Source organism: Vibrio sp. R15-SG3-ISO1A (genome assembly GCF_059833955.1).
In genome coordinates, this window is sequence record NZ_JCBDGH010000030.1 from 182,329 (window position 1) to 205,005 (window position 22,677).

The 22,677-nt window shown below is 49.1% G+C and carries 18 protein-coding genes; 5 read left to right on the forward strand and 13 right to left on the reverse strand.

What is annotated here, in order from left to right; all coding sequences use genetic code 11:
* Positions 1 to 64 precede the first annotated feature (64 nt).
* The gene (locus AC6R0L_RS04100) at positions 65 to 970 is read right to left on the reverse strand and encodes a LysR substrate-binding domain-containing protein (RefSeq protein WP_500628319.1); all 906 of its coding nucleotides are present in this window, start codon (positions 968 to 970) and stop codon (positions 65 to 67) included.
* Between the two features lie 108 nt (positions 971 to 1,078).
* Between AC6R0L_RS04100 and dkgB the strand changes: the two genes are divergently transcribed.
* The 3 genes from dkgB (at position 1,079) to AC6R0L_RS04115 (ending at position 3,647) form a co-directional block, all read left to right on the forward strand.
* A complete protein-coding gene (dkgB, locus tag AC6R0L_RS04105) occupies positions 1,079 to 1,876 on the forward strand; it encodes a 2,5-didehydrogluconate reductase DkgB (RefSeq protein WP_500628320.1) in 798 nt (265 codons plus the stop codon).
* Positions 1,877 to 2,036: 160 nt separating this feature from the next.
* Positions 2,037 to 2,561 carry a hypothetical protein gene (locus AC6R0L_RS04110; RefSeq protein ID WP_500628321.1) on the forward strand — a complete coding sequence of 175 codons (525 nt, stop codon included), beginning with the start codon at positions 2,037 to 2,039 and terminating at the stop codon, positions 2,559 to 2,561.
* A gap of 96 nt (positions 2,562 to 2,657) precedes the next feature.
* The gene (locus tag AC6R0L_RS04115; protein WP_500628322.1) at positions 2,658 to 3,647 is read left to right on the forward strand and encodes a Gfo/Idh/MocA family protein; all 990 of its coding nucleotides are present in this window, start codon (positions 2,658 to 2,660) and stop codon (positions 3,645 to 3,647) included.
* Positions 3,648 to 3,685: 38 nt separating this feature from the next.
* Here AC6R0L_RS04115 and AC6R0L_RS04120 read toward each other — a convergent pair whose 3' ends face one another.
* The 6 genes from AC6R0L_RS04120 to AC6R0L_RS04145 all read right to left on the reverse strand — a co-directional run bounded on the left by AC6R0L_RS04120 (position 3,686) and on the right by AC6R0L_RS04145 (position 9,564).
* The gene (locus tag AC6R0L_RS04120) at positions 3,686 to 4,177 is read right to left on the reverse strand and encodes a heme-degrading domain-containing protein (RefSeq protein ID WP_500628323.1); all 492 of its coding nucleotides are present in this window, start codon (positions 4,175 to 4,177) and stop codon (positions 3,686 to 3,688) included.
* On the reverse strand, positions 4,174 to 5,229 hold the full coding sequence (locus AC6R0L_RS04125) for an oxidoreductase (RefSeq protein WP_500628324.1): 1,056 nt from the start codon (positions 5,227 to 5,229) through the stop codon (positions 4,174 to 4,176). Before AC6R0L_RS04125 ends, AC6R0L_RS04120 begins: the two co-directional genes overlap by 4 nt.
* Positions 5,230 to 5,382: 153 nt before the next feature.
* Positions 5,383 to 6,036 carry a DUF3047 domain-containing protein gene (locus tag AC6R0L_RS04130; RefSeq protein ID WP_500628325.1) on the reverse strand — a complete coding sequence of 218 codons (654 nt, stop codon included), beginning with the start codon at positions 6,034 to 6,036 and terminating at the stop codon, positions 5,383 to 5,385.
* A gap of 126 nt (positions 6,037 to 6,162) precedes the next feature.
* On the reverse strand, positions 6,163 to 7,251 hold the full coding sequence (gene rsgA / locus AC6R0L_RS04135) for a ribosome small subunit-dependent GTPase A (protein ID WP_487902871.1): 1,089 nt from the start codon (positions 7,249 to 7,251) through the stop codon (positions 6,163 to 6,165).
* A 272-nt stretch (positions 7,252 to 7,523) separates the two neighbouring features.
* Positions 7,524 to 8,558, reverse strand: coding sequence for a methionine synthase (locus AC6R0L_RS04140; protein ID WP_500628326.1), 1,035 nt, complete (start codon positions 8,556 to 8,558; stop codon positions 7,524 to 7,526).
* Positions 8,559 to 8,589: 31 nt separating this feature from the next.
* On the reverse strand, positions 8,590 to 9,564 hold the full coding sequence (locus tag AC6R0L_RS04145; RefSeq protein ID WP_500628327.1) for a DUF1852 domain-containing protein: 975 nt from the start codon (positions 9,562 to 9,564) through the stop codon (positions 8,590 to 8,592).
* Positions 9,565 to 9,908: 344 nt separating this feature from the next.
* Between AC6R0L_RS04145 and AC6R0L_RS04150 the strand changes: the two genes are divergently transcribed.
* A complete protein-coding gene (locus AC6R0L_RS04150) occupies positions 9,909 to 10,553 on the forward strand; it encodes a GntR family transcriptional regulator (RefSeq protein ID WP_500625267.1) in 645 nt (214 codons plus the stop codon).
* A 56-nt stretch (positions 10,554 to 10,609) separates the two neighbouring features.
* Here the strand turns inward: AC6R0L_RS04150 and AC6R0L_RS04155 are convergent, their stop codons facing one another.
* Genes AC6R0L_RS04155 through AC6R0L_RS04170 form a run of 4 tightly spaced genes read right to left on the reverse strand, consistent with a single transcriptional unit; the run spans position 10,610 to position 16,472 of the window.
* Positions 10,610 to 11,887, reverse strand: a complete 1,278-nt coding sequence (locus tag AC6R0L_RS04155; protein WP_500628328.1) for an amidohydrolase family protein — start codon at positions 11,885 to 11,887, stop codon at positions 10,610 to 10,612.
* Entirely contained in the window at positions 11,884 to 14,370 is a 2,487-nt protein-coding gene (locus AC6R0L_RS04160; protein ID WP_500628329.1) for a branched-chain amino acid ABC transporter ATP-binding protein/permease, read from the reverse strand. The genes AC6R0L_RS04155 and AC6R0L_RS04160 overlap by 4 nt, the downstream gene beginning before the upstream one ends.
* Complete coding sequence (locus AC6R0L_RS04165) at positions 14,367 to 15,236, reverse strand: branched-chain amino acid ABC transporter permease (protein WP_500628330.1); 870 nt, start codon at positions 15,234 to 15,236, stop codon at positions 14,367 to 14,369. Before AC6R0L_RS04165 ends, AC6R0L_RS04160 begins: the two co-directional genes overlap by 4 nt.
* Positions 15,237 to 15,287: 51 nt before the next feature.
* Entirely contained in the window at positions 15,288 to 16,472 is a 1,185-nt protein-coding gene (locus AC6R0L_RS04170; protein WP_500628331.1) for an ABC transporter substrate-binding protein, read from the reverse strand.
* Between the two features lie 167 nt (positions 16,473 to 16,639).
* Between AC6R0L_RS04170 and AC6R0L_RS04175 the strand changes: the two genes are divergently transcribed.
* Positions 16,640 to 17,047: a nuclear transport factor 2 family protein gene (locus AC6R0L_RS04175; RefSeq protein WP_500628332.1), complete on the forward strand. Its 408-nt coding sequence runs from the start codon at positions 16,640 to 16,642 to the stop codon at positions 17,045 to 17,047.
* A gap of 98 nt (positions 17,048 to 17,145) precedes the next feature.
* On the opposite strand, the gene atzF is transcribed toward AC6R0L_RS04175, so the two are convergent.
* Positions 17,146 to 18,927, reverse strand: a complete 1,782-nt coding sequence (gene atzF / locus AC6R0L_RS04180; RefSeq protein ID WP_500628333.1) for an allophanate hydrolase — start codon at positions 18,925 to 18,927, stop codon at positions 17,146 to 17,148.
* A 53-nt stretch (positions 18,928 to 18,980) separates the two neighbouring features.
* Positions 18,981 to 22,571 (reverse strand): urea carboxylase, encoded by a 3,591-nt coding sequence (gene uca, locus AC6R0L_RS04185; protein ID WP_500628334.1) that lies wholly within the window; start codon positions 22,569 to 22,571, stop codon positions 18,981 to 18,983.
* Between the last annotated feature and the right edge of the window lie 106 nt (positions 22,572 to 22,677).

Genomic DNA, 22,677 nt, shown 5'->3' on the forward strand with positions numbered 1-22,677 from the left:
TCGGTTCATTCCTAATTCCAGCATTATTTGTCCTTGTGATTGATGGTGCGAGTAGGCATCGGCATTACAAAAAACGTCCCTCTTGCACTGTCACTTCTTTCTTGACGAAATCAATAAAAGAACTGATGCGTCGTGACGTAGCAGAGTTACGGTAATAAACAGCGTGAATGGGCTGACGAATGTCTTGTGAAGCATCTGTAAGCAATTCAGTGAGGGCGCCACTCTGCCTATCTTGATAAGTCATGAAGTCTGACAAGCACGCGATCCCAGCACCGTGCAGTGCTAAGGCACGAATCGTTTCCCCGTTGTCCGAACGTAGATTACTCGTGACCTTGATGAGCTTGTTACTGTCATCAAGCAATGGCCAATCTTTTAGCGACTCAGGGCGGCTAAATCCCAGCAATTTGTGCGACAGCAGATCTTGAACACAGTTAGGTTTGCCTTGTGCTTCAATATACGCAGGACTGGCGAGAATGCGTATACGGCTATGGCCAATAAACGTGGCTCTGAGCGTTGAATCTCTTAGTTCGCCGATGCGAAACGCAATGTCGGTCTTTTTGCCGACCAGATCGATGTTCTCTTCATTGGAATTTAACTCAATCTCCACATCAGGATACGTTTGCTGATAGCGAGCAATTAATGGCGTCAGCACATGCAAACAAAAAGGGGCCGCGGCATTGATTCTCAACAATCCTGATGGTTGTGTTTTTTGGCTGGTCAGCTGCGCTTCCGCCGCTTCTACCGCATCCAAGATTTGCCGAACTTTGGCGAGGTAGACCGTCCCTTCACTCGTCACATCTAGCTTTCGCGTTGTACGATTAAGCAGCGTCGTGTCGAGTTTCGTTTCTAAGCGCGATACGGTGCGACTGACAGCAGAGACCGTCACCGACAATACTTGTGCAGCATCGCTGATCGAACCCACATCCACTACAGTCACAAACGTCTTCATCTCATCGAGGGTCGCTTTCATTGTTTACCAATTATCAAATTAGATTTTCTTTTTGTTAACTATACTGCAAGAAATAGACACCGTACATTAGTCAGCACACAAACCCTTCTTTTAAAAATAGGAGTTCATATGGCAGTTCCCACTTTCGGTGTCGGTACATTTCGTCTGACGGGAGACACAGTAAAACAATCGGTCAAACACGCGCTCGACTTAGGCTATCGCGCTATTGATACGGCGCAAATCTATGGCAATGAAGCGGATATTGGAGAGGTGATCGCGGCAAGTCATCTGCCTCGTGAATCTCTATTTATTACCACCAAGATTTGGGTGGATAACATGAGCGAGGCATCACTTATTGCTAGCCTTCGAGAGAGCCTTAAGAAACTCAACACGGATTACGTCGACCTCACTCTGATTCATTGGCCGGGGACAGACAATAATATCGAGGAGTACATGAAGGCGCTGATGGAAGCAAAGACGCTTGGTCTGACAAAACAGATTGGCGTGTCGAACTTCAATATCGACCTGCTTCAGCAAGCGATTGATATCGTCGGTGTCGATCACATTGCCACTAACCAAATTGAACTGAGCCCTTATTTGCAAAACAACAAACTGGTTGAATTCATGCAACAGCAAGGGATTCAGGTGACGTCATACATGACGCTCGCCTACGGCAAAGTGCTTCACGATGAGGTCATCAAACAGATCGCGGTTGAGTGCAACGCAACCCCAGCGCAAGTTACACTCGCTTGGGCGCTAAACAAAGGCTACGCTGTGATCCCTTCATCGACAAAGCGCGATAACTTAGCCAGCAACCTTGAGGCGCAAAAGCTAACACTGAGTGATGATAATATGGCACGCATCGACGCATTAGAAAGAAATGGGCGTGAAGTCGACCCAGATGGGTTAGCACCCATCTGGGATTAGTCGGGTAATAGCGTCGGAGATCTGTTTTCTCTAAAACGCCGTCCTCACACAAACCATTACACGCATTGGGTTTGCACCATCAAACCCTTTGCTTTTCAACGCTATTGATATATAAACTAATGCATTGTTTTTCCCACGTTATCCTTGCCTTTCCTTTTTTATGTTACTCACCCTTGTTATTTTGTTGGCTATCGTCCTTACCGCGCTGCTGGCGCACTACTACCACTCCGAATCTGTACGTAGAAAAAGTCGCCAAGACGCAAAGCAGACGCTATTGCTGCGCTCCAAACGCATTAAACAGACATTCAAAGGCCACATAGAACGCTTTTGTGCCCTTGATGCCCTAACGCCAGAAACAGAAATGGCCGTGCTCCGTTTAGCCAACCTGTTTTTCGTTTTTCAACCGGTCAACAGCCACACGGTTGAGCAATACCAAGAGACGTTAAACAACTTGGTCAAGACGATTGATGAGCGAATTGATGCGGCCCAAGAGACATCACTGGACATGCTGAGTGCTGATCTTGAGCGATTTGCCGCTTCACTGCCTAAAGCGAACAGTGCTTATACTGCAAGCTTCTATCGTAATGACTTACCTGCGATGATTTATCACCTCAGCAATCAGACGACCACTTCCGTGAGTGATGAGGCCACCATGAAACCAGCACCAGAAATGGTCACCGAGTAAGGTAAGCAGTTGAGAGTGCTCACACTCTCGTTTGTGTGCGCATGAGCTGCCTAATTAATACGCTATAGTGCAGACTGCAAAGAGAAAGGAGAACTCATGTCAGCCACTCACACTCAACCCGTCATGAAATGGGGCGTGATTGCGCCGGGTCGCATCGCGCATAACTTTGCCAAAGGGATCAGTGTTGTCGACGATGCCTGTATCACAGCCGTCGCCAGTCGAGATAAACAGCGCGCAACGGCGTTCGCAGAGCAGTATGGAATAGAACGCATCTATCTAGATTACGCCGAGTTAATTCGCGACCCTGACATCGATGCCATCTACATCGCCACACCTCATGCGTTTCACTTTGAGCTAGCAAAACAATGCTTGTTGGCCCGAAAGCCGGTGTTGTGTGAAAAGCCATTGACGATGAATACCGCTCAATCACAAACGTTAGCGAGCCTCGCTTTAGAACAGTCCACTTTCATCATGGAGGCGCTGTGGTCGAAATTTCTCCCTGTTTGGCGAAATATGAACACATGGTTGGCGCAAATTGGCGAAGTGAAACAGGTTCACTCGAGCTTTTGTTTTAAGGTGGATGTTGACCCAAATGATCGTTTATTTGATCCCTTGCTTGGGGGTGGCGCGCTGCACGACATTGGCATTTACAATATCGCGCTATCGAACCTCCTATTTGGTCAAGCGCCGTGTGGCTGGAAACTGAGCGGCGATGTCGGGCAAACAGGGGTGGAAGAAACGGTTAATGCACTTTTAGATTATGGTGACGGCCGGCACGCAACCTTTCATTGTAGCTTCCATGTGGATGAGCCAATGGTGATGCAAATCTCAGGCACTCATGGACGCATTGTCATTGATGCGCCTTTCTTTGGTGCCCAATCTGCCACGCTCTACGCTGACGATAACGCCCCTGAAACCTTTCAGGTCACCCATCACGGCGGTGGGTTTGAATACCAGATTCGTGAAGCCATGGCATGCATTCGCAGTGGCCAAGTTTTTAGTGAGATTCACCCTCTCTCATCAACGCTAGAGCACATGCGTATTATTGATCAAATGCGCGCTGAACTGGGCATCCCAACGCCCTAGCATAAGACTTTTCGCCATCAGATTTAGGTCACCTAGATTTAGGTGACTCTTGAATAATTCGCAAAATAGTCACTCAACACCTCAATCACTAACTGATGATCGTCAGCTTGAGGTAACCCTGAGACCGTGATGGCACCGACAAGGCCACAACCTCGAATTCGAATCGGGAATGATCCACCATGCGCACAGTACTGAGTCGCATCTAGGTGCGCTTGGCGTTCAAAATCTCGCTGCTTTTGCGCATTGTACTGACCTAAGTAATAGGAGCTGTGGCCAAATCGCATCACAGATCGGCGTTTGCGCATCGCCCAGTCTAGGTTGTCGGCTGTGGTTCCGGGCATGGCGAACTGAAAAATGACCTGTTCAAATGCATACACTTCCACCAACACAGCCGCCGACTGCGCTTCGGCACGCTGTTTTAACGCCAGCCCCAGCTCCCACGCTGTCTCATTGTTAAAGCGTTCAAACTGAAGTTCAGCTTCTTGCTCTAACAATACCTCTAATAATACCTCTAATGACGCTTGAGTCATTGATTCCACTCCCATTGACCTTCCAGTGCTAATGTTTGCCCTAAGCGGCTGCTCTGCATCGCTAATTCAATCAGGCGAATCGTCACTAGCGCTTGTGAGGGCGTGACCGGGACTGGTGTGTTGTGTCGAATCGCGCTGGCCATTTGCTCAAAATAGGTTTGGTATTGACCCGAAAAAGTATCAATCCGCTCAGAGCCTTCACCGTGATAAAAACGCCCAAAGTGCACCTCACTTTCTTGGCCCCAGCTTGGGTCTAAGGGTGTCATGCCTGAAATTAGCTGAGACTCCTGCGGATCAAGACCGTATTTTTCATAACTGCCCTGCGTGCCCTTAACAGTAAAACGATGGTTGGGGCCCGCACTGAACATATCGCCATGAAGTACTGCTAATCGGTTGGGGTAATGAAGCGTAACGTTGAAGTAATCCACCGTGGTGCTCGATGGACGCAGCATTTTGCAATGAGCACTGATCGCCTCTGGTAAGCCAAACAGTTCAAGCGTTTGATCGATAAGATGCGAGCCAAGATCGAATAAAATACCGCCGCCATCGGTCGCCTGTTCACGCCAGCGAACGCGCACTTCGGGTCTGAATCGGTCAAAGTGAGACTCGAAATGTTTAACGTCACCCATTCTGCCCTCTTCAATAAGGGATTTAACGGTTAAAAAGTCTCCATCCCAACGTCGATTGTGGTAAACACTGAGTAGACACTGATTTTTTTTCGCCAAATCAATCAACGCCTGACCATCTTGCACATTCGTCACAAACGGCTTCTCAATGATGACGTGCTTCCCCTTTTCCAATGCTAATTTCGCTAACGGAAAGTGTTCACTGTTGGGCGCGGTAATAATCACCAGTTCAGCGTCAGGTTGAGTAAGCATCGCCACGGCGTCTGTAAAGTGCTGGACGTTTGGCCAGTCTTGGGCCACCTCTGCCTTACTGGTACTAACAGCCACAAACTCAAAGGCGTCTAAGCTGGTAATAAATGGGATGTGGAAGGTTTTCGCAGAAAAGCCGTAGCCCACTACAGCAGTTTTGATAGGAGAAAAAGTCATAGCATTACTCGGTCAATTATGGAGATTACCCATCTGGGGTCAAATGAGAGATCTGAGGTTCGTCGTTTATGAACAACCGATTCTATTCGACATCCATCACTCATAGAACCCCAAAAACATTCATCACTAAAATTCCATGGTGACAAACATTACTCACTGTTCTGTAAACCTTATTTCACCATAGAACGCATGGGCTTGCTCGCCACTATTGTCCGTATCGGTCATAATAGCAATGACATCAATATACTGGTACGCGCGGGCGTTATCGATATCACTACCCTTGTCGCCAAAGTAGGTGATGAAGTCTTGATAAACGTTACGCTTTTCATCATGCCATAAGCCAAGTTTTGCCTCGTTGTCTTTCACCGCTAACATTTTGACCCTTTCACCTGCATAAGCATTATCCCAAGAAGTGCCTTCACTTTGTGAGCTCGACCAAACGTAGTTGAGCGCTTGTGAGCTTAGTCCCATCAAGCCCTTTTCCATCACAAGATAAATCCGCGCGGCATAATCATCCCCTTGTTTGCTGCGCTCGTCTAATTTGGTGAGTGCTTGGTCCACTTTCCATCGCCAATGGATCATCGGTGTCTGCAAAAGATCAACGCGCTTAGCGATTACCCAGCCAGACGCACTCTCTTCACTGACTGCTTGCAGCACTGAACCACCTAGCATTGGCTGATATTGAGTATTGCCAGAAAACACTTTTTCACGCCACGTTGAGTCATTAATCTCAAACGGCGGTAATGTCACATCAGCGCTGACATAAAACGCGCTGCTGAAAAGAAAGAAGCCAAATGAAGATTTCATGGATAACACCAATATAGAGTTGAGGTGATAACTTAGTGTAATCACCTTTTAATAACGATACGATCAGCATGAAACGGCCGCTGCCTAATTTCAAGGCGGCATTTCGCCTCCTTGAAATTATCGAGATTACACCCCGTTTCTGCGTTTTTGCTTTTCTCCCATTACCCGTCGCACCATTTTGCCAAATTGTTTACTTTTCGCGCGTTGCTGCGCAAGCGTGGCGCCGTTATGGGCCTGCTCACGTAAGAGCTTTTGGTAGTTGTTAAAACGGCGTTCATCTAACTCGCCATTAGCGATAGCTTGCTGCACGGCGCAGCCCGGCTCACTTTGATGCTGACAATCACCAAAGCGGCATGCTTTCGTCAAGCTCGCTACGTCCGCAAAAGTCTCACTCACGCCATCTTCACAATCCGCCAATTGAATTTCTCGCATTCCCGGAGTATCGAGCAAAACCGCGCCCGAGGGCAGAAAATGAATCGAGCGCGAAGTGGTCGTGTGCCTACCCTTGCTGTCATCTTCACGGATACCTCCGGTCGCTTGCTCCTGCTCTCCTAGCAAGGTATTGACGAGCGTGGATTTCCCCACCCCAGACGATCCGATAAACGCCACCGTTTGGCCTTCGCCGCACCAACTCATTAAGCGACTTACGCTGTTAGCGTCAAGTGCATTGACACTCTCAACCATGAGAAATGGATCCAATTGCTGCACCTGTTGGCGCAGCGCCGCTTCATCCTCGCACAAATCGGCTTTAGTCAGCACGACTACGGGCTCAACCTTGGCTTCATTAACAAGGGCAAGGTAGCGCTCAATGCGGCTTAGGTTGAAATCATGGTTAAGCGAACAGACGATAAATACGGTGTCCACATTGGCGGCAATCAGTTGCTGTTCGACCTTTGTCCCTGCGGCTTTTCGGCTAAACAGGCTTCGGCGTTCAAGTAGCGACGAGAACTGTTGCTGACCATCCAACACTAGCCAATCGCCAACGGTCATCGCTGGCAATGAACGGGTGATCGGTAAATGATGCTCTTGATAGCCGTCACTTTGTTGGCTTAGCACCACGTAACCACTGCGATGATGTGCGATGACGCGAGCCCAGCGAGTATCATCGTAATCGTCTAATGAGATCTGCTGCTGAAAAAATGGCTTCCAACCGAGACGTTTAAGCAAATTCGGCTTTTTGTTGGCCGCGGTTAAAAAAGAAAATTTTGTATTCATGATTGAATTATCCCAGACGCAACAATGCGCCTTAATACATAGAGCATTAGGGTCTAATTCGGATAGAGTTGACCCCGGTGATACCGGGCAAAGAAGGGGGACTGTGGATTATCCACAAAGAGCGATTTGGCGGTTTACCCTTTCACTGCCCAGTTGCTGTTCATCATTACAATCATCTTGTGTCCTCGCTTTAGGTGAAATAACGCGCTGAATATAGACCTCAGTGGTGAGGCTGTCAAACCCAGCGCATACAATCCGAGCTCAACAATGCGTTACGCCGATGCGACTAACTCGTCTCGGACTATTTTGGCGCCGTCGCTCAATGCTTTGAGCTTGGCAGCAGAGACCTCGCGAGGCAAAGGTGCCATGCCGCAGTTGGTACAAGGGTACAACTTATCGGCATCGACATATTTGAGCGCTTCTCTGAGCGTACTTGCGACCTCTTCTGGCGTTTCAATGTCATGAGTGGCGACATCAATAGCGCCCACCATCACTTTTTTGCCTCGAATCAATGATAACAACTCAATCGGCACACGTGAGTTGTGGCACTCCAGTGAGATAATATCGATGTTTGATTGCTGCAACTTAGGGAACACGGCCTCATACTGGCGCCACTCGCTGCCCAACGTTTTTTTCCAGTCAGTGTTGGCTTTGATACCGTAGCCATAGCAGATGTGCACCGCGGCTTCACATTTAAGCCCTTCAATCGCACGTTCTAAGCAGGCGACTCCCCAGTCGTTCACGTCATCGAAGAACACATTAAACGCGGGTTCATCAAACTGGATGATATCGACACCTGCCGCTTCAAGCTCTTTTGCTTCTTGATTGAGGATCTTGGCAAACTCCCACGCCAATTTCTCACGGCTTTTGTAGTGCGCATCATACAAGGTATCGATCATAGTCATCGGCCCAGGCAGTGCCCACTTGATGGGTTGGTCAGTTTGCTGGCGCAAAAATTTCGCGTCCTCGACAAACACGGGTTTGATGCGACTTACCGGGCCAACCACGGTTGGCACGCTTGCTTCATAACGATTACGAATGGTCACGGTTTGACGATTATCGAAATCCACCCCGCCCAAATGCTCAATAAACGTAGTGACAAAGTGCTGGCGCGTTTGCTCGCCGTCACTGACGATAGTAACGCCCGCGAATTGCTGCTCTTGCAGGGCTACACGCAGAGCATCGCGTTTTCCATCTTGCAGCGCTTCCCCTTCTAACTTCCACGGGGACCACAGTGTCTCCGGCTCGGCAAGCCATGACGGTTTAGGTAAGCTTCCCGCGGTAGATGTCGGTAGTAATATTTTCATCGATTGTTCCTTCACAGAGTTTTCATCATGGTTACGCGTAGCTTTCTGACCACTGCTCAAGTCGCGCTTGATACGGTTGAATAAAGTGCGTTTGTGCAAATTTCCCTTGCTCTACTGCCAATTGGCTGCGTTCTTCGCGGTCATAGACGATTTGTGTCATAGAGTGATCGCGATTGTTCAATTTTGGCTGATACACCGCGCCCGCGGCTGCGTTAGCGTTGTAGATCTCTGGGCGATAAATCTTTTGAAAGGTCTCCATCGTGCTGATCGTGCTAATGAGTTCAAGATTGGTGTAATCATTGAGTAAGTCCCCAAAGAAGTAGAAAGCCAACGGCGCGGCGCAGTTCGGCGGCATAAAGTAACGTACGTCTAAGCCCATCTTTTTGAAATACTGCTCAGTAAGCGACGATTCATTCGGCAGATACTCAACACCGAGCACCGGGTGTTGATTGCTGGTGCGGCGATAGATTTTGTTGTCAGAAACACTGAGGCAAATCACCGGACGCTTGTTAAACGACTGCTGATATGTCGCAGAGCGAACAAAAGACTGGAACAGTTGGCCATGCAGCTCACCAAATTTTGGCGGCACACTAAACTGGCTCGTCTGCTTATTATGCTCAAGCAGTAAGACACTAAAATCGTAATCGCGCACATAGGAAGAGAAGTTATTCCCCACGATACCTTCAATACGTTGATTGTTTTTACGATCCAAAATATGCGTTTGCAGGACTTCTATCGAGGGAAAAGCGTCACTTTGCCCGTCTAACGCGATCTCGACGGAGATGATGTCCAACTCCAATGCGTAACGATCACCAGTAGGATTGTCCCAATGGGCAAGCGAATTGAAGCGATTGTCCATCATTCGCAGCGCCGCTCGCAGGTTCTCTTGACATTGCGGGCCCCGTGCCAAGTTGGCAAAGTTGGTGGTAATACGCGTGTTGTCTGACGGCAGATAATGCTCATCAAATCGCAGGCTTTTAATCCTAAAAGTGAACTCGTTATTCATTGTAATTATCCTATTTCCTAAGAAAACGCTGACGATTTAGGCTCTGCTGGGTGGGTCAAAGCCTAACGCCAGTTATACGGAGTTCACGAGTTGAAGAATATTGGTATTACTTCACATGAAACATGAGGAATTTTCATGGTGGACATAACGGCACGATAAATAAAACGACTGACTTACTGGTCGTCGATGATGAAAATCAACAATATAAACAAGGTATAACGTTGTCACTAGCGGGAAAACAGAGTTAGACTTAAAGATAGTGAATAGGTTACAAAGGCTTGAAAAACATGGTTACGTCGCGTTCCACCGCATCGACGCATAAACAAAAGGAAGTGCAGAGAATTATGGCGGCGCTATCAACTGCTGTCGCGCAACACAAACTAAAACCGGGACAGCGTTTGGTTGAAGCGCAAATTGTCTCCGCACTCCAAGCCAACCGTAACCATGTACAAACGGCGCTACAACGCTTGGCCCTGCAACACATCGTTAAGATCGAGCCCAACCGTGGCGCGATGGTGGCCAAACCTAGTGAAGCCGAAGCCAAAGAAGTATTTGCGGCTCGTCGGGTGATTGAAAGAGGTATCGTTGAAGGTATTTCATCCGAACTGATGGCCGACCATTGGCATGAGATTCTTGCACACATTGAGCGTGAGCATGCTGCTGTACATACCGATGATCGACGAGAAATTGTCGACGCGCTGTGTGACTTTCATCGTCTCTTAGCGCGACTCTGTGGCAATACGGTATTAATGGAGATGTTTGACAACCTGATGGTACGCAGCTCGTTAATCGTCGCACTCTACCAGCGTAACGACGTTCCCACCTGCCAGCATGATGAACACCTGCAGCTTATAGAGGCATTAAAGTCTGGCGACACTAGCCTTGCCGTCTCTGTGATGTTAGCCCACCTCGACCATCTTGAGGCTGAGCTCGACTTAAGCCGTCACAAAGAGCAAGAACTCGATTTGAGTGAAGCACTCAACCTTTGATATCAGTATTGTGCTTACCACTTATTCTTTCTCGTTCTCTGAGCCTTACCCCCAAGCTATACTGACGTCAAGCCAGCGTTTATTGCACCTTCCAATTGGTGCAACTGCACTTCTGGCCTGGTAAAGGTAACGTTTCCGCGCTTGATACCCATAGTGGGTAGTGCTATCTTCGCGACGATATCGGCTTTGTCTAACGCATCAAAAAACACCGCGTCCGCCGCCTTTCCGACCCCTATGCCATGCTGATCAATTTTCATGAGCCTTGCTGAATCGGTACAAATCCAGTCGAAACACTGCGCTAACTCTGATTTTGTCGCCAAATGGGCAATGTTGGCATATAGATTCGCCATCCTGATTTGAGACGCGTCGCCATAAGGTGTAAATGGATTCTCAATGTTGTTGCTCGATATTGAGCAGCACACCCCGCGCTGACTCATCGGCTTGAGCGGCACCACCCCTCTCGGTATCAGACAATCAAAATCACGACCGTTGAGAAAAAGATCGGTGCTCGGCAGCGCCGTCAAATGAACACCTGCCATAGCCATTTTTGCTGCTATGGGCGCGAGCGCTTGTGATGGCAGCGCCGATAGTTTTGTCACATGCCCAACGGTAACCCGTCCCTGATAATCAAATGCCTGCGTCATTTCGATGACAAACGGTAATGTCATGGTGGATGTATCAAGGTCAAAATCAAGGTGAAAATCAATATCCACATCGTATTGCTTGGCCAAGGAAAACAGCGCCCTTACCTGCTCCTCTGGTTCACTATCGGTATAAGGGCACCCCCCCAACAGATCCGCCCCTTGATCGAGTGCGTCAGCCAGTAATTCGTACGTTCCCGGGTTATTGTGAAGGCCTTCTTGTGGAAAGACGCACAACTCCAGCGTTATCGCCCAGGCATACTCTTTTTTGAGCGCTGAGATTGCCTGAAAACCAACCAACCCAATCACAGGATCAATCTCTACATGCGTACGCATATAACTGGTGCCATGCTTGATGGCCTTCTCTAGTACCTGTTTCCCGCGCTGATAGATGTCTTGATAAGTGAACTCCGCTTTTAGCCGTGAGGTCTGTTCAATCGCTTCTTGCAGTGTGCCTTTTTTCAAGGCACAGCGAGATACCGTGCATGCTTTATCAAGATGTACATGGGTTTCTACCAGACCGGGTAGCATCAACCTGCCTTGTGCGTCTATCTCTTTCCTACCCGTCAGTTCACTGGGTTCAAGTTCAACTTGCCGTTTAAAGCCGACAAACACCCCCTCGTTGATAAATGCGCAGTTAAGTTGTGGCTCGCCGTCCAAGCGGCAATTGGTCACTACAGTATCGGCTATCATGAGCTTGCTCCTAAATACGCTTTTTCTAGCTCAGAATCTGATCGTAGCTGTTCCGAACTGCCGGTTTGTACAATGGTGCCCGTTTCAAGCAGGTACGCGCGATCGGCTATCTGCAAGGCAAGGTTCGCCATCTGATCAACCAGTAAGATGGTCACACCGTCATCTCTGAGCTGCGCAAGCGCATCATAGAGCTCAGCGATCATTGAAGGTGCGAGCCCAAGTGACGGTTCATCCAACAACAAAATGTGTGGCTTCGCCATTAATGCCCTGCCTACCGCCACCATTTGCTGCTCACCTCCGGATAGAAGGCCCGCCTGACTGTCGATACGATCGCGAAGACGAGGGAATCGCGCCAAAATAGCCTCAATTTCTGACTCTTTATCCACTTCATCTAGACGGCTGTGTGCTCCCATTAACAAATTATCTCTGACGGAGAGCTCACCAAATAACTGACGACCTTCGGGTACCAAAGCCAATCCGCGTTTCGCTATTTGACTCGCATCGAGGTGATGGATATAAGCATCGTCAAGACCAATCGTACCGCTGCGCGGTTTTTTCAAACCAGCGAGGCTTTGTAAAATGCTGCTCTTTCCAGCGCCATTGGCGCCCAAGATGGCGACACACTCACCTGGGTTCACTTCAATGTCCACTTCGTGCACAACCGGTGAGGCACCGTAATCTATCGTTAATTGCTTGGTAAACAACACGGCTTCTTTTTCCGCTTTCCATCTGTTTTCACGCGGCGGTGCGGTATAACTGGTTGCGCCAAGATAAGCGGCGATGACTTTGGGATCTTGTTGTATCTGTTGAGGTTTGTTGAAGGCAATGGGCGTTCCTGCATCCAGTACTAATATGTCATCACTGACACCCATCACCAATTTCATATCATGCTCAACCAAGATGACCGCAATACCAAAGCCTGCAATCGACTTAATTAATTGAGCAAGCTGATCGGTGTCTTCTCTACTCAGCCCAGCTGCAGGTTCATCCAGCAGTATCACCCACGGGCATGTCGCCAACGCACGCGCAATCTCGACCAAACGTCGATCGACATGTGGCAAGTCTTCAGCTGGTGTGTGGATAGAGCCACGATAGCCCACCAAAGCCAATAGGTTTAACGCCAGATCTCTTTGACCGGATTGCTCCGCATAAAACGGGTGACCGAGTGTACCTTGCTGCATTGCAGCAAGCAGGTTTTCAATGACCGACATATCCTCAAACAGTTGTGTGGTTTGATAGGTGCGGGCAACACCACTTCGGGCAATGCGGTGTGCAGGAAGTCCCGCGACCTCTTCATTCAACATCACACTGCCTTGATCGGGCGTATAAAAACCACTGATCATATTGAGCACGGTGGTTTTTCCCGCACCATTAGGGCCGATGATGCTCGTCACTTTGCCTAACGGCGCTTCAAAACTCACCGCTTTGGCCGCAACCACGCCACCAAACGTGATACCGATATTATTGACTTTGAGCGCGTTCAACCCGTTGTCAGCACGATCATAAAACGTCGCGATAAGATGACGATTGACAGAATTAGGCGGAAGTTGGGTGAATGAACGACGAAATTTCGCTGCGACCTCTCCTATCAAACCTCTTGGCGCAACCCATAGAACCACCAATAGCAAAACAGCGAATATCAGCAGGCGATATTCCGCCAGAGGCGCTAAGAGTTCAGGCAATAACACGACCACAGTGGCGCCAATGACCGGCCCCCACAGCGTGCCGACTCCCCCCAAAATAACGACGAGAACGAACAAAATTGACTGGGTAAACGGAAATGTACTTGGGCTGATGTACATCATCAGCGGAGGGATCATCGCCCCGGCGATACCGGCAAATGCCGCAGACAAAGAAAACGCGAGGGTTTGCGTCTGTACTGGGTTAAATCCTAGCGATCTCGCGGCAATAGGGCTCGACTTGACCGCGCGCATCGCTTTGCCCCAGCCACTGAAATAAAACAGCTGATAGGTGAGTAACCCCAAGCCTAAAATGGCAGTGCTGGTTAAGGCAAGTAGACGTTCAGGTTCCATCTCTCCGAATTGCGGCATCATGATACCCATCAATCCGTTGGCGCCTCCAGTGAGGCTTTTCCACTCCATCAAACCATGATGAACCACAAAGGCAAAAGCGATCGTCACCATTGCCAAGTAGGGGCCAGTAACCCGCATTGCTGGAATAGCGAGTAATGCTCCAATGGCTGCGCACACTAAACATGCCGCAGCTAAGGCGAGCACAAACGGCACATCATTGAGCAATAATAATGCGCTCACGTAAGCACCGATGGCGTAGAAAGCAATGTGACCGAAGCTTATCTGACCACTCATCCCCATTAATATGTTGAGCCCGACTCCGACTATAGCCGTTAACACGCATAGGGTAAAAACCAGCAGAGAATAACTGTCGAGTAGGAAACACAATATCGCCCCTACTAGGGTGAACAGCGCCACCCATAACCAAGACTTGGTATTGATAGCGCTCATACCTTCACCTCCTGACCTTTAACAAACAGGCCATTCGGCTTCACAGCCAAAGCTATAATGACCAGAGTAAAGGTAATAATTTGTGTAAATGCAGAGCCAAAATAGACGGTGACAATCGCTTCGACTAAACCAAAAATAAGCCCTGCGCTGAATACGCCGGAAGCACTCGCGATCCCGCCAAGGATAGCAACAGCAAACGCCTTCAAGCCAAACAATGTTCCCATGTCGGAATGCACGGCATAGAGCGGCGCGATGAGAATGCCTGCAATTGCCGCAAGTACCGTAGAGACAGCAAAACTGACGGCGACCACGCGACTAACATTAATCCCCATCAACTGCGCTGAATTGGGGTTTTGAACGCTCGCCTGGAGCACCTTACCAAGTTGGGTATGCCTTACTACCAAGACAAGTAAACCCGCAATGATCACCCCGACAACCGGGATCATGACTTGCAATACATAAACGCCGCTACCAAATAGCTCAAGACTTGTCGTCGCGAACGTGTTGGTGAACTGTCTTGGCTCCTTGCCAAAACTGAACAGAACCGTGTTGTCCATCAATATCCCTCCTGCAACCGTCGCCATAAGCCACGCATCGGACCCTTTGCTGGCAAACGGACGCACTAAGAACCGCTCGATGACCAGTCCATACAATGCGCTTAATAGCAGTGTGATAGAAAAAGCAACCCAATACGGCATACCCCAGGTGATACATAATGTGTAAGCCAGCACAGCACCAAGCATCATCGCGCTGCCCTGAGAAAAATTCACCGTCTTACTGACGATAAAGGTAATATGGAAACCCAAAGCAAGGAGAGCATACATGCTCCCCAGACCAAGGCCTGTTATGATCGCGGCGGTTAACATGGCGCTACGCTCTCCTTTACATGGTGATGGATGTATAACCCAAACTGATCGTTACTGAACCGGAACGATTTGGTTATTCACAAAGTGTGTGAACACGTAGTCATTGGGGCCGATCGCATCATGTTGTGTTTCTGTAAACGGACGCTTAAAATCCTTGATCAGCCCTTGATAGTCATCAATGCGGTAGTACCCTTCACGAATCGCGCTCCCCTCCGTAGATCCAGCATTCTTGATTGCGAGCGCCGTTAAGTGCATCGCGTCATACGCATTGGCAATCCCAACCGCGGGAGTCACATCGGCAACACTTTGTATCTCTGGGAATTTCGCTTGTAACTTGCCAAATACCTCGCCGCCTTTTCCGGTTGTAGTATCCGTAAAGGTAAATGTCTGAATAAAGTGCACTCGATCGGCCGTTGGACCAGCAAGCTCACCGAAACGTCCACCCGCCGGTCCCCAGTGGGAGACTACAGGGACATCCCAGCCCATACGTTCAAGTGATTTGACCACCTGAGCGGAAGGCGCCACGTTCGCGACCATTAATAGCGTGTCCGTACCTTTCTCTTTTAAACGGGTCAATTGTGGGACTAAGTCAACGTCACCAGATTCAATACGCTCAATACCTGTGTATTCTATGCCACGACTATTGAGAGCTTGGCGAAAACCTGTTTCGTTCGACTCGCCCCAAGGGTTGTTGATCAGCAACATGCCTGGCTTTTTCATCGCATACTTATCGATGGCATACTGAACCAGCGCTTCGTCGACCACCTCATCCACCGCAGAGACACGAAACACATAGTTCTCCTTAGCGCCATTTTTGGTAATCGGTGTACCCGCCGCCCACACCCCCATAAAGGGCATTTTCATTCGGTTGGCGACAGGCACAATCGCAAGCGAAACGGGCGTGTCTAAACCACCAAATAACACCGCGACCTCTTCTTTTTGAATCAACTCGCGCGCCGCTAACAGCCCTTTTGATGGGTTGCTTTCATCGTCACGTCGCACCAGTTCAAGTGGTCGACCTAATACGCCGCCACCTTCGTTTATCTCATCAATCGCAATTTCTAACCCACGAGTGATCGCCTCTCCTGATTTCGCCGACTGGCCTGATAGAGCAGCAACTAATCCCACTTTAATCGGCTCTTGCGCGATGGTTGAAAACGCCGTCAAAGACGCAGCGGCCAAAGCGCTTATCCCAAGTCCCTGTCTGACCCATTTTTTGATAATTGAATGTTTCATAAGATCCCTCTTTTCATTCATTGCTAGCTATTGCACAATAATTGCTAGCAATTTAGGTGCCATACGAAAAAGTGCGGTTTTCAGTTGATTAGAGGCGCACCTTGCACAAAAAAGGCACAAAAACTAACATTTTTGCACCAAATCAAACCACATAAGGAAATGAATCGATGAGTGAACTAGAGAATGCCGTAGACATCGTCCAACAATTTTTAGAAGCATCAATGAAGCCAGATCCGGAGACGGCCGCGACGTTTATGTCCCCTGACGTAAAAATCACATTTACAGGTCGAAGAGAAATGGAGAATACCCACGCCATCACGGCTTTTAACCAACAACGATACCAATGGGTGAAAAAGAACATTCAGCAATACGATGCGATGGAAAAAGAGGACCACTGCGTCGTGTATTCAACAGGTTTTTTGTATGGTCAGTGGCCAGATGGACGCCATTTCGATGGCAATCGCTACACAGATAGATTTGAAGTCAGGAAAGGTAAAATTACAAAAATGGACGTGCTCAACGACAGCGCTGAGTGGATTCTTGATCCATCGATCAATCGTGAGCAGGCTGAATAGGTCAGTACATAGATCATACTGATGTCCATTCACGCCTTCTCATCAATTTGTAACCCCCTATACCACATGATGTTGGCATGGGGGTTTATAAACACATTTTAGCAGCGTTCAGATAACTCTTGCAGATAATACCGCCACCCTCCAGTCTGGGTGATGTCGGTAGCCCCTTCAATGCCAATCCCTTCACATATGAACCCAGTGACCCAGTCACCAGAATCAATCTCAACGCGGCCCAACCCCAATGGATGGGGAATTTGCATCAACAGGGAACCAAGCTGCTTTTTCGGCACGCGCCAAATTTCAACTTCAATCTTTTGCCCTTGGTTTGAATGACGGACTAAGCCCGGTCTCAGTGGGGGCCCGCCGGCTAAGCAATAAAGAGAATAGTGTTCAGATGTCGTGGTTCGCCGTTTAAAGTTCGCACCTAACTCAATCAGTTGATGATTGAGCGCTAAATCTTTCATGTGTGCGCCACAAACCAATAGGTCCACACTCTCGCTGCTCTCTAACTCTATCTCGGTCGCCCCTAGCGGTAAGTTCATTGTTCTCTGCCACTCGGTCGCTAACGTAATCAAGGCTTCGTCATGAAACGCTTGGGCAAATAGAGTTACGCCAAACGGGAGTCCGGCGTCGGTGAAACCTGCTGGCATTGCGATCGCACTGTAGTCGAGTAAGTTCATGAAATTGGTGTAGTAACCAAGGTTAGAATTGAGCCCGATTGGGTTATTGTTCACCTCATCAATGGTGTAAATCGTGCCGGCGGTAGGGGTTAGCACAACATCCACATTTTCCATCAATTTATCGCACTGAACTTTAAATGCTTGCAGTAGATACATGGCTTTAAACGTATCCGCAGCCGATAGTTGTTTCGCTCCACCGACAATCGTTTGAATCACCTCTAAACACTGTTCTTGATTATCGTTGAAGAAGGATTCAATCGCGGCGTATCGCTCCGCAACCCAGGGACCTTGGTAAAGAAGATTGGCGGCCTCTAAGAAGGGTGACAAATCGAAAGGAATAGTCTGCGCGCCCAAAGACTCTAAGCGAGCAACCGACTGAGCATAGAGCTTACGGTATTCTTCATTACCAAAGAATTTAAGCTGCTCTTCACCTGGAACTCCGACCCTCAATCCTGAAAATTGCGTCGTTGTGTTTTGTCCTTGTATAAGGACATGGCGAGCATAACAGTCGCTCTCATCGTAGCTTGCGCCGACTCGGTAGAGGGTGCTTAAGTCTTCAGCACACTTGGTAAAAAACGTCACGCAATCTAGTGTACGGCAGGCCGGAACAACGCCACTGCAGCTCAACACCCCTCTGCTCGGTTTGAGGCCATAAAGGTTGTTAAATGCTGCCGGGACGCGCCCCGAACCCGCGGTATCGGTACCCAATGCAAAATAAACTTGGTTGCTTGCAACAGCAACCGCACTGCCAGAGCTCGAACCGCCTGAGATGTATTTAGGATCAAAGCTATTCTTCACCGCTCCCCAAGGGCTGCGCGTGCCCACTAAGCCAGTGGCGAACTGATCAAGGCTCGTCTTGCCTAAGGGGACTGCGCCTGCTTTTATCAACTGCTGAACAACGTAAGCCGACTCCGTTGGTTGATAGCGGTATGCCTCGCAACCCGCGGTGGTGTCTAAGCCCTGCAAATCGATATTATCTTTGATCGCAAAAGGAACACCAAACAGAGGTAGCTGGTCAATTTCTTGCCCTGAAAGTTGAGCGAGATACTCCCCCAGTTGCTGGTCAGAAATCACTGACACCCAGGCATTGGATTGATCCGCTCTCACTTGCGCCAGTTTGCTGCGCAAAAACGTCTCTACCTCTATATCACCATTACGGTATGCTTCAAGTAAGCGACCGATCGTTGTTGGCTCTTCCATTGCCTGACACCTTGTATTTGAATCTGTCATCTTTTCTATCCTCAAAAACCGAATCATGCCTTGCAGGTGTTGACGACAAGCAGTGGCTCACCCGCATGGACTTGTGCGCCCGCCTCGTGGCATATCGAGTCAATCACACCAGAGACACTCGCTGTCACCTCAAGCTCCATCTTCATCGCTTCTAGTATCATCACGACGTCGTTCTCTTTTACCGTTTGGCCAGGCTTGACAAGCACTTGCCAGATGTTGCCAGCAACATGACTCTCAATGGCTTCTTGTCCCTCTGCAAGCTCAGTGTGTACATTCGACTGCTCAATTTCAGTGGCGACAAAATTCGCTTGTCCAGACTCTTCCCAGCGTTGGCGCTCTTGTTCAAATGCTTGTTGCTGGCGTGCTTTGCTTTGCTTTATTTCATCGGCATGGTCATCAAGAGTGGATTGATAGTCCGCGAGTGAAAACTCTGTCTGTTCAATTTTGATTGGGTAATGACCTAAAGGATGCTTTTCACGGATATCCAATAGCTCTTGTGCACTCACTTCATAGAACCTAATCTGGTCAAAAAAGCGCAATAGCCAAGGCTTGGTAAAGGCTTCTGTTTGACGGTAGCGATTCCACATTTGCAAAGTGCGACCGACAAATTGATACCCCCCGGGGCCTTCCATGCCGTAGACACACAAATAGGCGCCACCAATGCCTACCGCGTTTTCAGGCGTCCAAGTACGTGCTGGATTATATTTAGTCGTGACCAAGCGGTGACGAGGATCCATTGGTGTTGCGACCGGCGCGCCAAGATACACATCCCCTAAGCCCATCACTAAGTAGCTGGCATCGAACACAATGCGCTTAACGTCCTCGACTGAATCAAGCCCGTTGATGCGGCGAATAAACTCAATGTTGTCTGGGCACCAAGGTGCGTCTTTACGTACGATCTCATCGTATTTACGTATCGCCAGCCGAGTGGCTTCATCATCCCAAGAGAGTGGCAAATGCACTACGCGAGCAGGGACAGCGAGATCATCGATGTTATCCAGCGTTGCTTCAATTTTTTCTAGCTCTTCAAGCAACTGCGCTCTTGGCAACATAAGGTTATCGTAGTGAATTTGCAGGGAACGTATACCCGGAGTCAGTTCTTCTACACCTAGCAACCGCCGCTCTTGAAGCTTCAGCATCAAAGCATGAGCTCGAAATCGCAGACGAATATCGAGTCTTTGTGGTCCATATTCCACCAGCAGGTAATCCTCGCCACTGGGTCGATATACCACCTGTTCTCCATATTGACTGGCTGGTATTGTTTTAATGACGGGCGAGCCGAGATCTGCTCTTGGCAGCGCCATTTCATCAATAGCGCCGACTTCAATTTGAGCCAGCTGCGCGCGCTCGGCTAACTCGGCGTTTTCTAGCGTAACCGGAATAAATCGAATCTTATCCCCTGCTTTGAGCTGTCCCATTTTCCATAGATCGGCTTTGATGATGGTGGCAGGGCAAACGAACCCTCCCAAGCTCGGCCCATCCGGCCCTAAGATAACCGGCATGTCACCCGTGAAATCGATGGTACCAACCGCATACGCATTATCGTGAATGTTAGAGGGATGAAGGCCCGCTTCGCCACCGTCAGCCCGCGCCCAATTTGGTTTCGGTCCAATTAAGCGTACACCGGTTCGGCTCGAGTTAAAGTGCACTTTCCACTGCGCATCAAAAAATGTATCGATATCTTCCTGAGTGAAAAAATCAGGCGCACCGTGCGGCCCATAGATCACTCGAATCTGCCACTCGCCGTTGAAAATCGGCTGAGGAAGTGAGCCAATTCCAGCGCTACCCGCTTTAACGACGGGATGAATGTGCAACACATCGCCCGCTAGCAATGCGCGCCCAGCATGGCCCCCAAATTGACCTAAAGTGAAGGTTGAGCGGCTACCAAGATATTGAGGACAATCAATGCCCCCCTGAACAGCGAGATAAGTGCGAGCGCCATCGAGTATTTTACCGAGTTTGAGCGTTTGTCCTGCTTTGATGTCGATGGCCGCATTCATCGCAACCAATTGATCATCAAGCGTCGCTTGAATCGTTGCACCCGTTAGAGCTATACGAGTGTCTTGGTTAAATTTTAACGTTGGACCAGAAACAATCATTTCCAGACCGGCACTGGATTCATCATTCCCCAGCAGTCTATTGCCTAAACGGAAGCTCAAGCTATCCATCGGACCTGAAGGCGGCACGCCAATGTCCCAGTAGCCTGTTCGTGCTGGGTAGTCTTGAATGGTGGTTTGGGTACCTCCGCTGATCACATCAAAGGTATTGGGCTTAAACTCAAAGCTATTAAGAGATTGAGTCAGCACCTCGCCTTTCTTAACCCGTTCGCTCGCTAAGAGCTGGCTCAAGTACGCTTTGTTGTGCTCTATTCCGTAAATAGTACTTTTGTCTAAGCTTTGTTTAAGTTCAGCCAGAGCCGTGTCTCTATCGGCAGCATGAACGATCACTTTCGCCAGCATAGGGTCAAAAAATGGTGATACTTCGACGCCCGCTTCAATCCAGTGTTCAATGCGCAAATTCTCTTGCTCTGCCCACTCAACATGGCTCAATAGACCGGCACAAGGTTGAAAGTTCTTGTTGGCATCTTCCGCATAGAGACGAACCTGAATCGAATGGCCTTGTGATTTGAGGTGCGCGCCCAGCGTTGTTAAGTCGAGTTGCTCTGCCCCTTGGCGAACCATCCACTCGACAAGGTCCACACCAAACACTTCTTCTGTGACACCATGTTCAACCTGAAGACGCGTGTTGACCTCAAGGAAGTAGAAGGCTTGTGTTTGCTCATCCAATACAAACTCCACCGTTCCTGCATTTCGGTAATTCACCTGAGCGGCCAACTTCACTGCGGTCTCTTGCAGCTTAAATCGAGTTTCATCGTCGAGGTTAGGCGCGGGGGTTTCCTCAATGACTTTTTGGTTACGGCGCTGCGCCGAGCAGTCCCGCTCGCCCAAGGCAACGACATGGCCCTGCCCATCGCCAAAAATCTGGACTTCGATGTGGCGTGCTTGTTGTATAAACTTCTCGATGAACACGCCACTGTTGCTGAAATTGTTCTCACTTAATCGTTTAACGCTGTCGTAAGCCTCATCCAACTCTTGGCTTGTGAAGCAACACTGCATGCCGATACCACCACCGCCCGCCGTGCTTTTGAGCATCACTGGATACCCAATGTTCTCCGCTTCACGCAGTGCTTGCTGCTTGTCGTTAAGCAACCCCGTGCCAGGGAGAAGTGGAACATGGGCTTGAGTGGCAATGTCGCGTGCAGAGTGTTTTAGTCCGAACGCACGCATTTGCTCTGCTGTGGGCCCTAAAAAGACCAACCCTTCTTTTTCGCAGCGTTCAACGAACTCTGGATTTTCACTCAGAAAGCCGTAACCAGGATGAATCGCTTGCGCGCCCGACTCTTTAGCAATGGAGAGTATTTTATCTTGATCAAGGTAGGTCTCGGTCGCGCCCCCTTGTCCTAGAGAGAACGCCTCATCAGCACCGACGACATGGAGGCTGTGTGAATCGGCTTCGCTGTAAATCGCAACGCTGCCAATATTGAGGTGTTTTAACGTGCGGATAACTCGACAGGCAATGGCTCCACGGTTAGCAATCAATACCTTACTAAACATAATTTCGTCCCTAAAATCCGGGTCGTCCCGGAACAACAAAGAGCATTCGTTAGGGTCGTCCCTTGCTCATGTTCGACAGCGTGCTTGCTGACGTTATCGCCAAACC

What these genes read in the sequence shown, in the direction of transcription:
- AC6R0L_RS04100 (WP_500628319.1), bottom strand. Translation starts at nt 970, where the DNA reads ATGAAAGCGACCCTCGATGAGATGAAGACGTTTGTGACTGTAGTGGAT.
- dkgB (WP_500628320.1), top strand. Translation starts at nt 1,079, where the DNA reads ATGGCAGTTCCCACTTTCGGTGTCGGTACATTTCGTCTGACGGGAGAC.
- AC6R0L_RS04110 (WP_500628321.1), top strand. Translation starts at nt 2,037, where the DNA reads ATGTTACTCACCCTTGTTATTTTGTTGGCTATCGTCCTTACCGCGCTG.
- AC6R0L_RS04115 (WP_500628322.1), top strand. Translation starts at nt 2,658, where the DNA reads ATGTCAGCCACTCACACTCAACCCGTCATGAAATGGGGCGTGATTGCG.
- AC6R0L_RS04120 (WP_500628323.1), bottom strand. Translation starts at nt 4,177, where the DNA reads ATGACTCAAGCGTCATTAGAGGTATTATTAGAGGTATTGTTAGAGCAA.
- AC6R0L_RS04125 (WP_500628324.1), bottom strand. Translation starts at nt 5,229, where the DNA reads ATGACTTTTTCTCCTATCAAAACTGCTGTAGTGGGCTACGGCTTTTCT.
- AC6R0L_RS04130 (WP_500628325.1), bottom strand. Translation starts at nt 6,036, where the DNA reads ATGAAATCTTCATTTGGCTTCTTTCTTTTCAGCAGCGCGTTTTATGTC.
- rsgA (WP_487902871.1), bottom strand. Translation starts at nt 7,251, where the DNA reads ATGAATACAAAATTTTCTTTTTTAACCGCGGCCAACAAAAAGCCGAAT.
- AC6R0L_RS04140 (WP_500628326.1), bottom strand. Translation starts at nt 8,558, where the DNA reads ATGAAAATATTACTACCGACATCTACCGCGGGAAGCTTACCTAAACCG.
- AC6R0L_RS04145 (WP_500628327.1), bottom strand. Translation starts at nt 9,564, where the DNA reads ATGAATAACGAGTTCACTTTTAGGATTAAAAGCCTGCGATTTGATGAG.
- AC6R0L_RS04150 (WP_500625267.1), top strand. Translation starts at nt 9,909, where the DNA reads ATGGCGGCGCTATCAACTGCTGTCGCGCAACACAAACTAAAACCGGGA.
- AC6R0L_RS04155 (WP_500628328.1), bottom strand. Translation starts at nt 11,887, where the DNA reads ATGATAGCCGATACTGTAGTGACCAATTGCCGCTTGGACGGCGAGCCA.
- AC6R0L_RS04160 (WP_500628329.1), bottom strand. Translation starts at nt 14,370, where the DNA reads ATGAGCGCTATCAATACCAAGTCTTGGTTATGGGTGGCGCTGTTCACC.
- AC6R0L_RS04165 (WP_500628330.1), bottom strand. Translation starts at nt 15,236, where the DNA reads ATGTTAACCGCCGCGATCATAACAGGCCTTGGTCTGGGGAGCATGTAT.
- AC6R0L_RS04170 (WP_500628331.1), bottom strand. Translation starts at nt 16,472, where the DNA reads ATGAAACATTCAATTATCAAAAAATGGGTCAGACAGGGACTTGGGATA.
- AC6R0L_RS04175 (WP_500628332.1), top strand. Translation starts at nt 16,640, where the DNA reads ATGAGTGAACTAGAGAATGCCGTAGACATCGTCCAACAATTTTTAGAA.
- atzF (WP_500628333.1), bottom strand. Translation starts at nt 18,927, where the DNA reads ATGGAAGAGCCAACAACGATCGGTCGCTTACTTGAAGCATACCGTAAT.
- uca (WP_500628334.1), bottom strand. Translation starts at nt 22,571, where the DNA reads ATGTTTAGTAAGGTATTGATTGCTAACCGTGGAGCCATTGCCTGTCGA.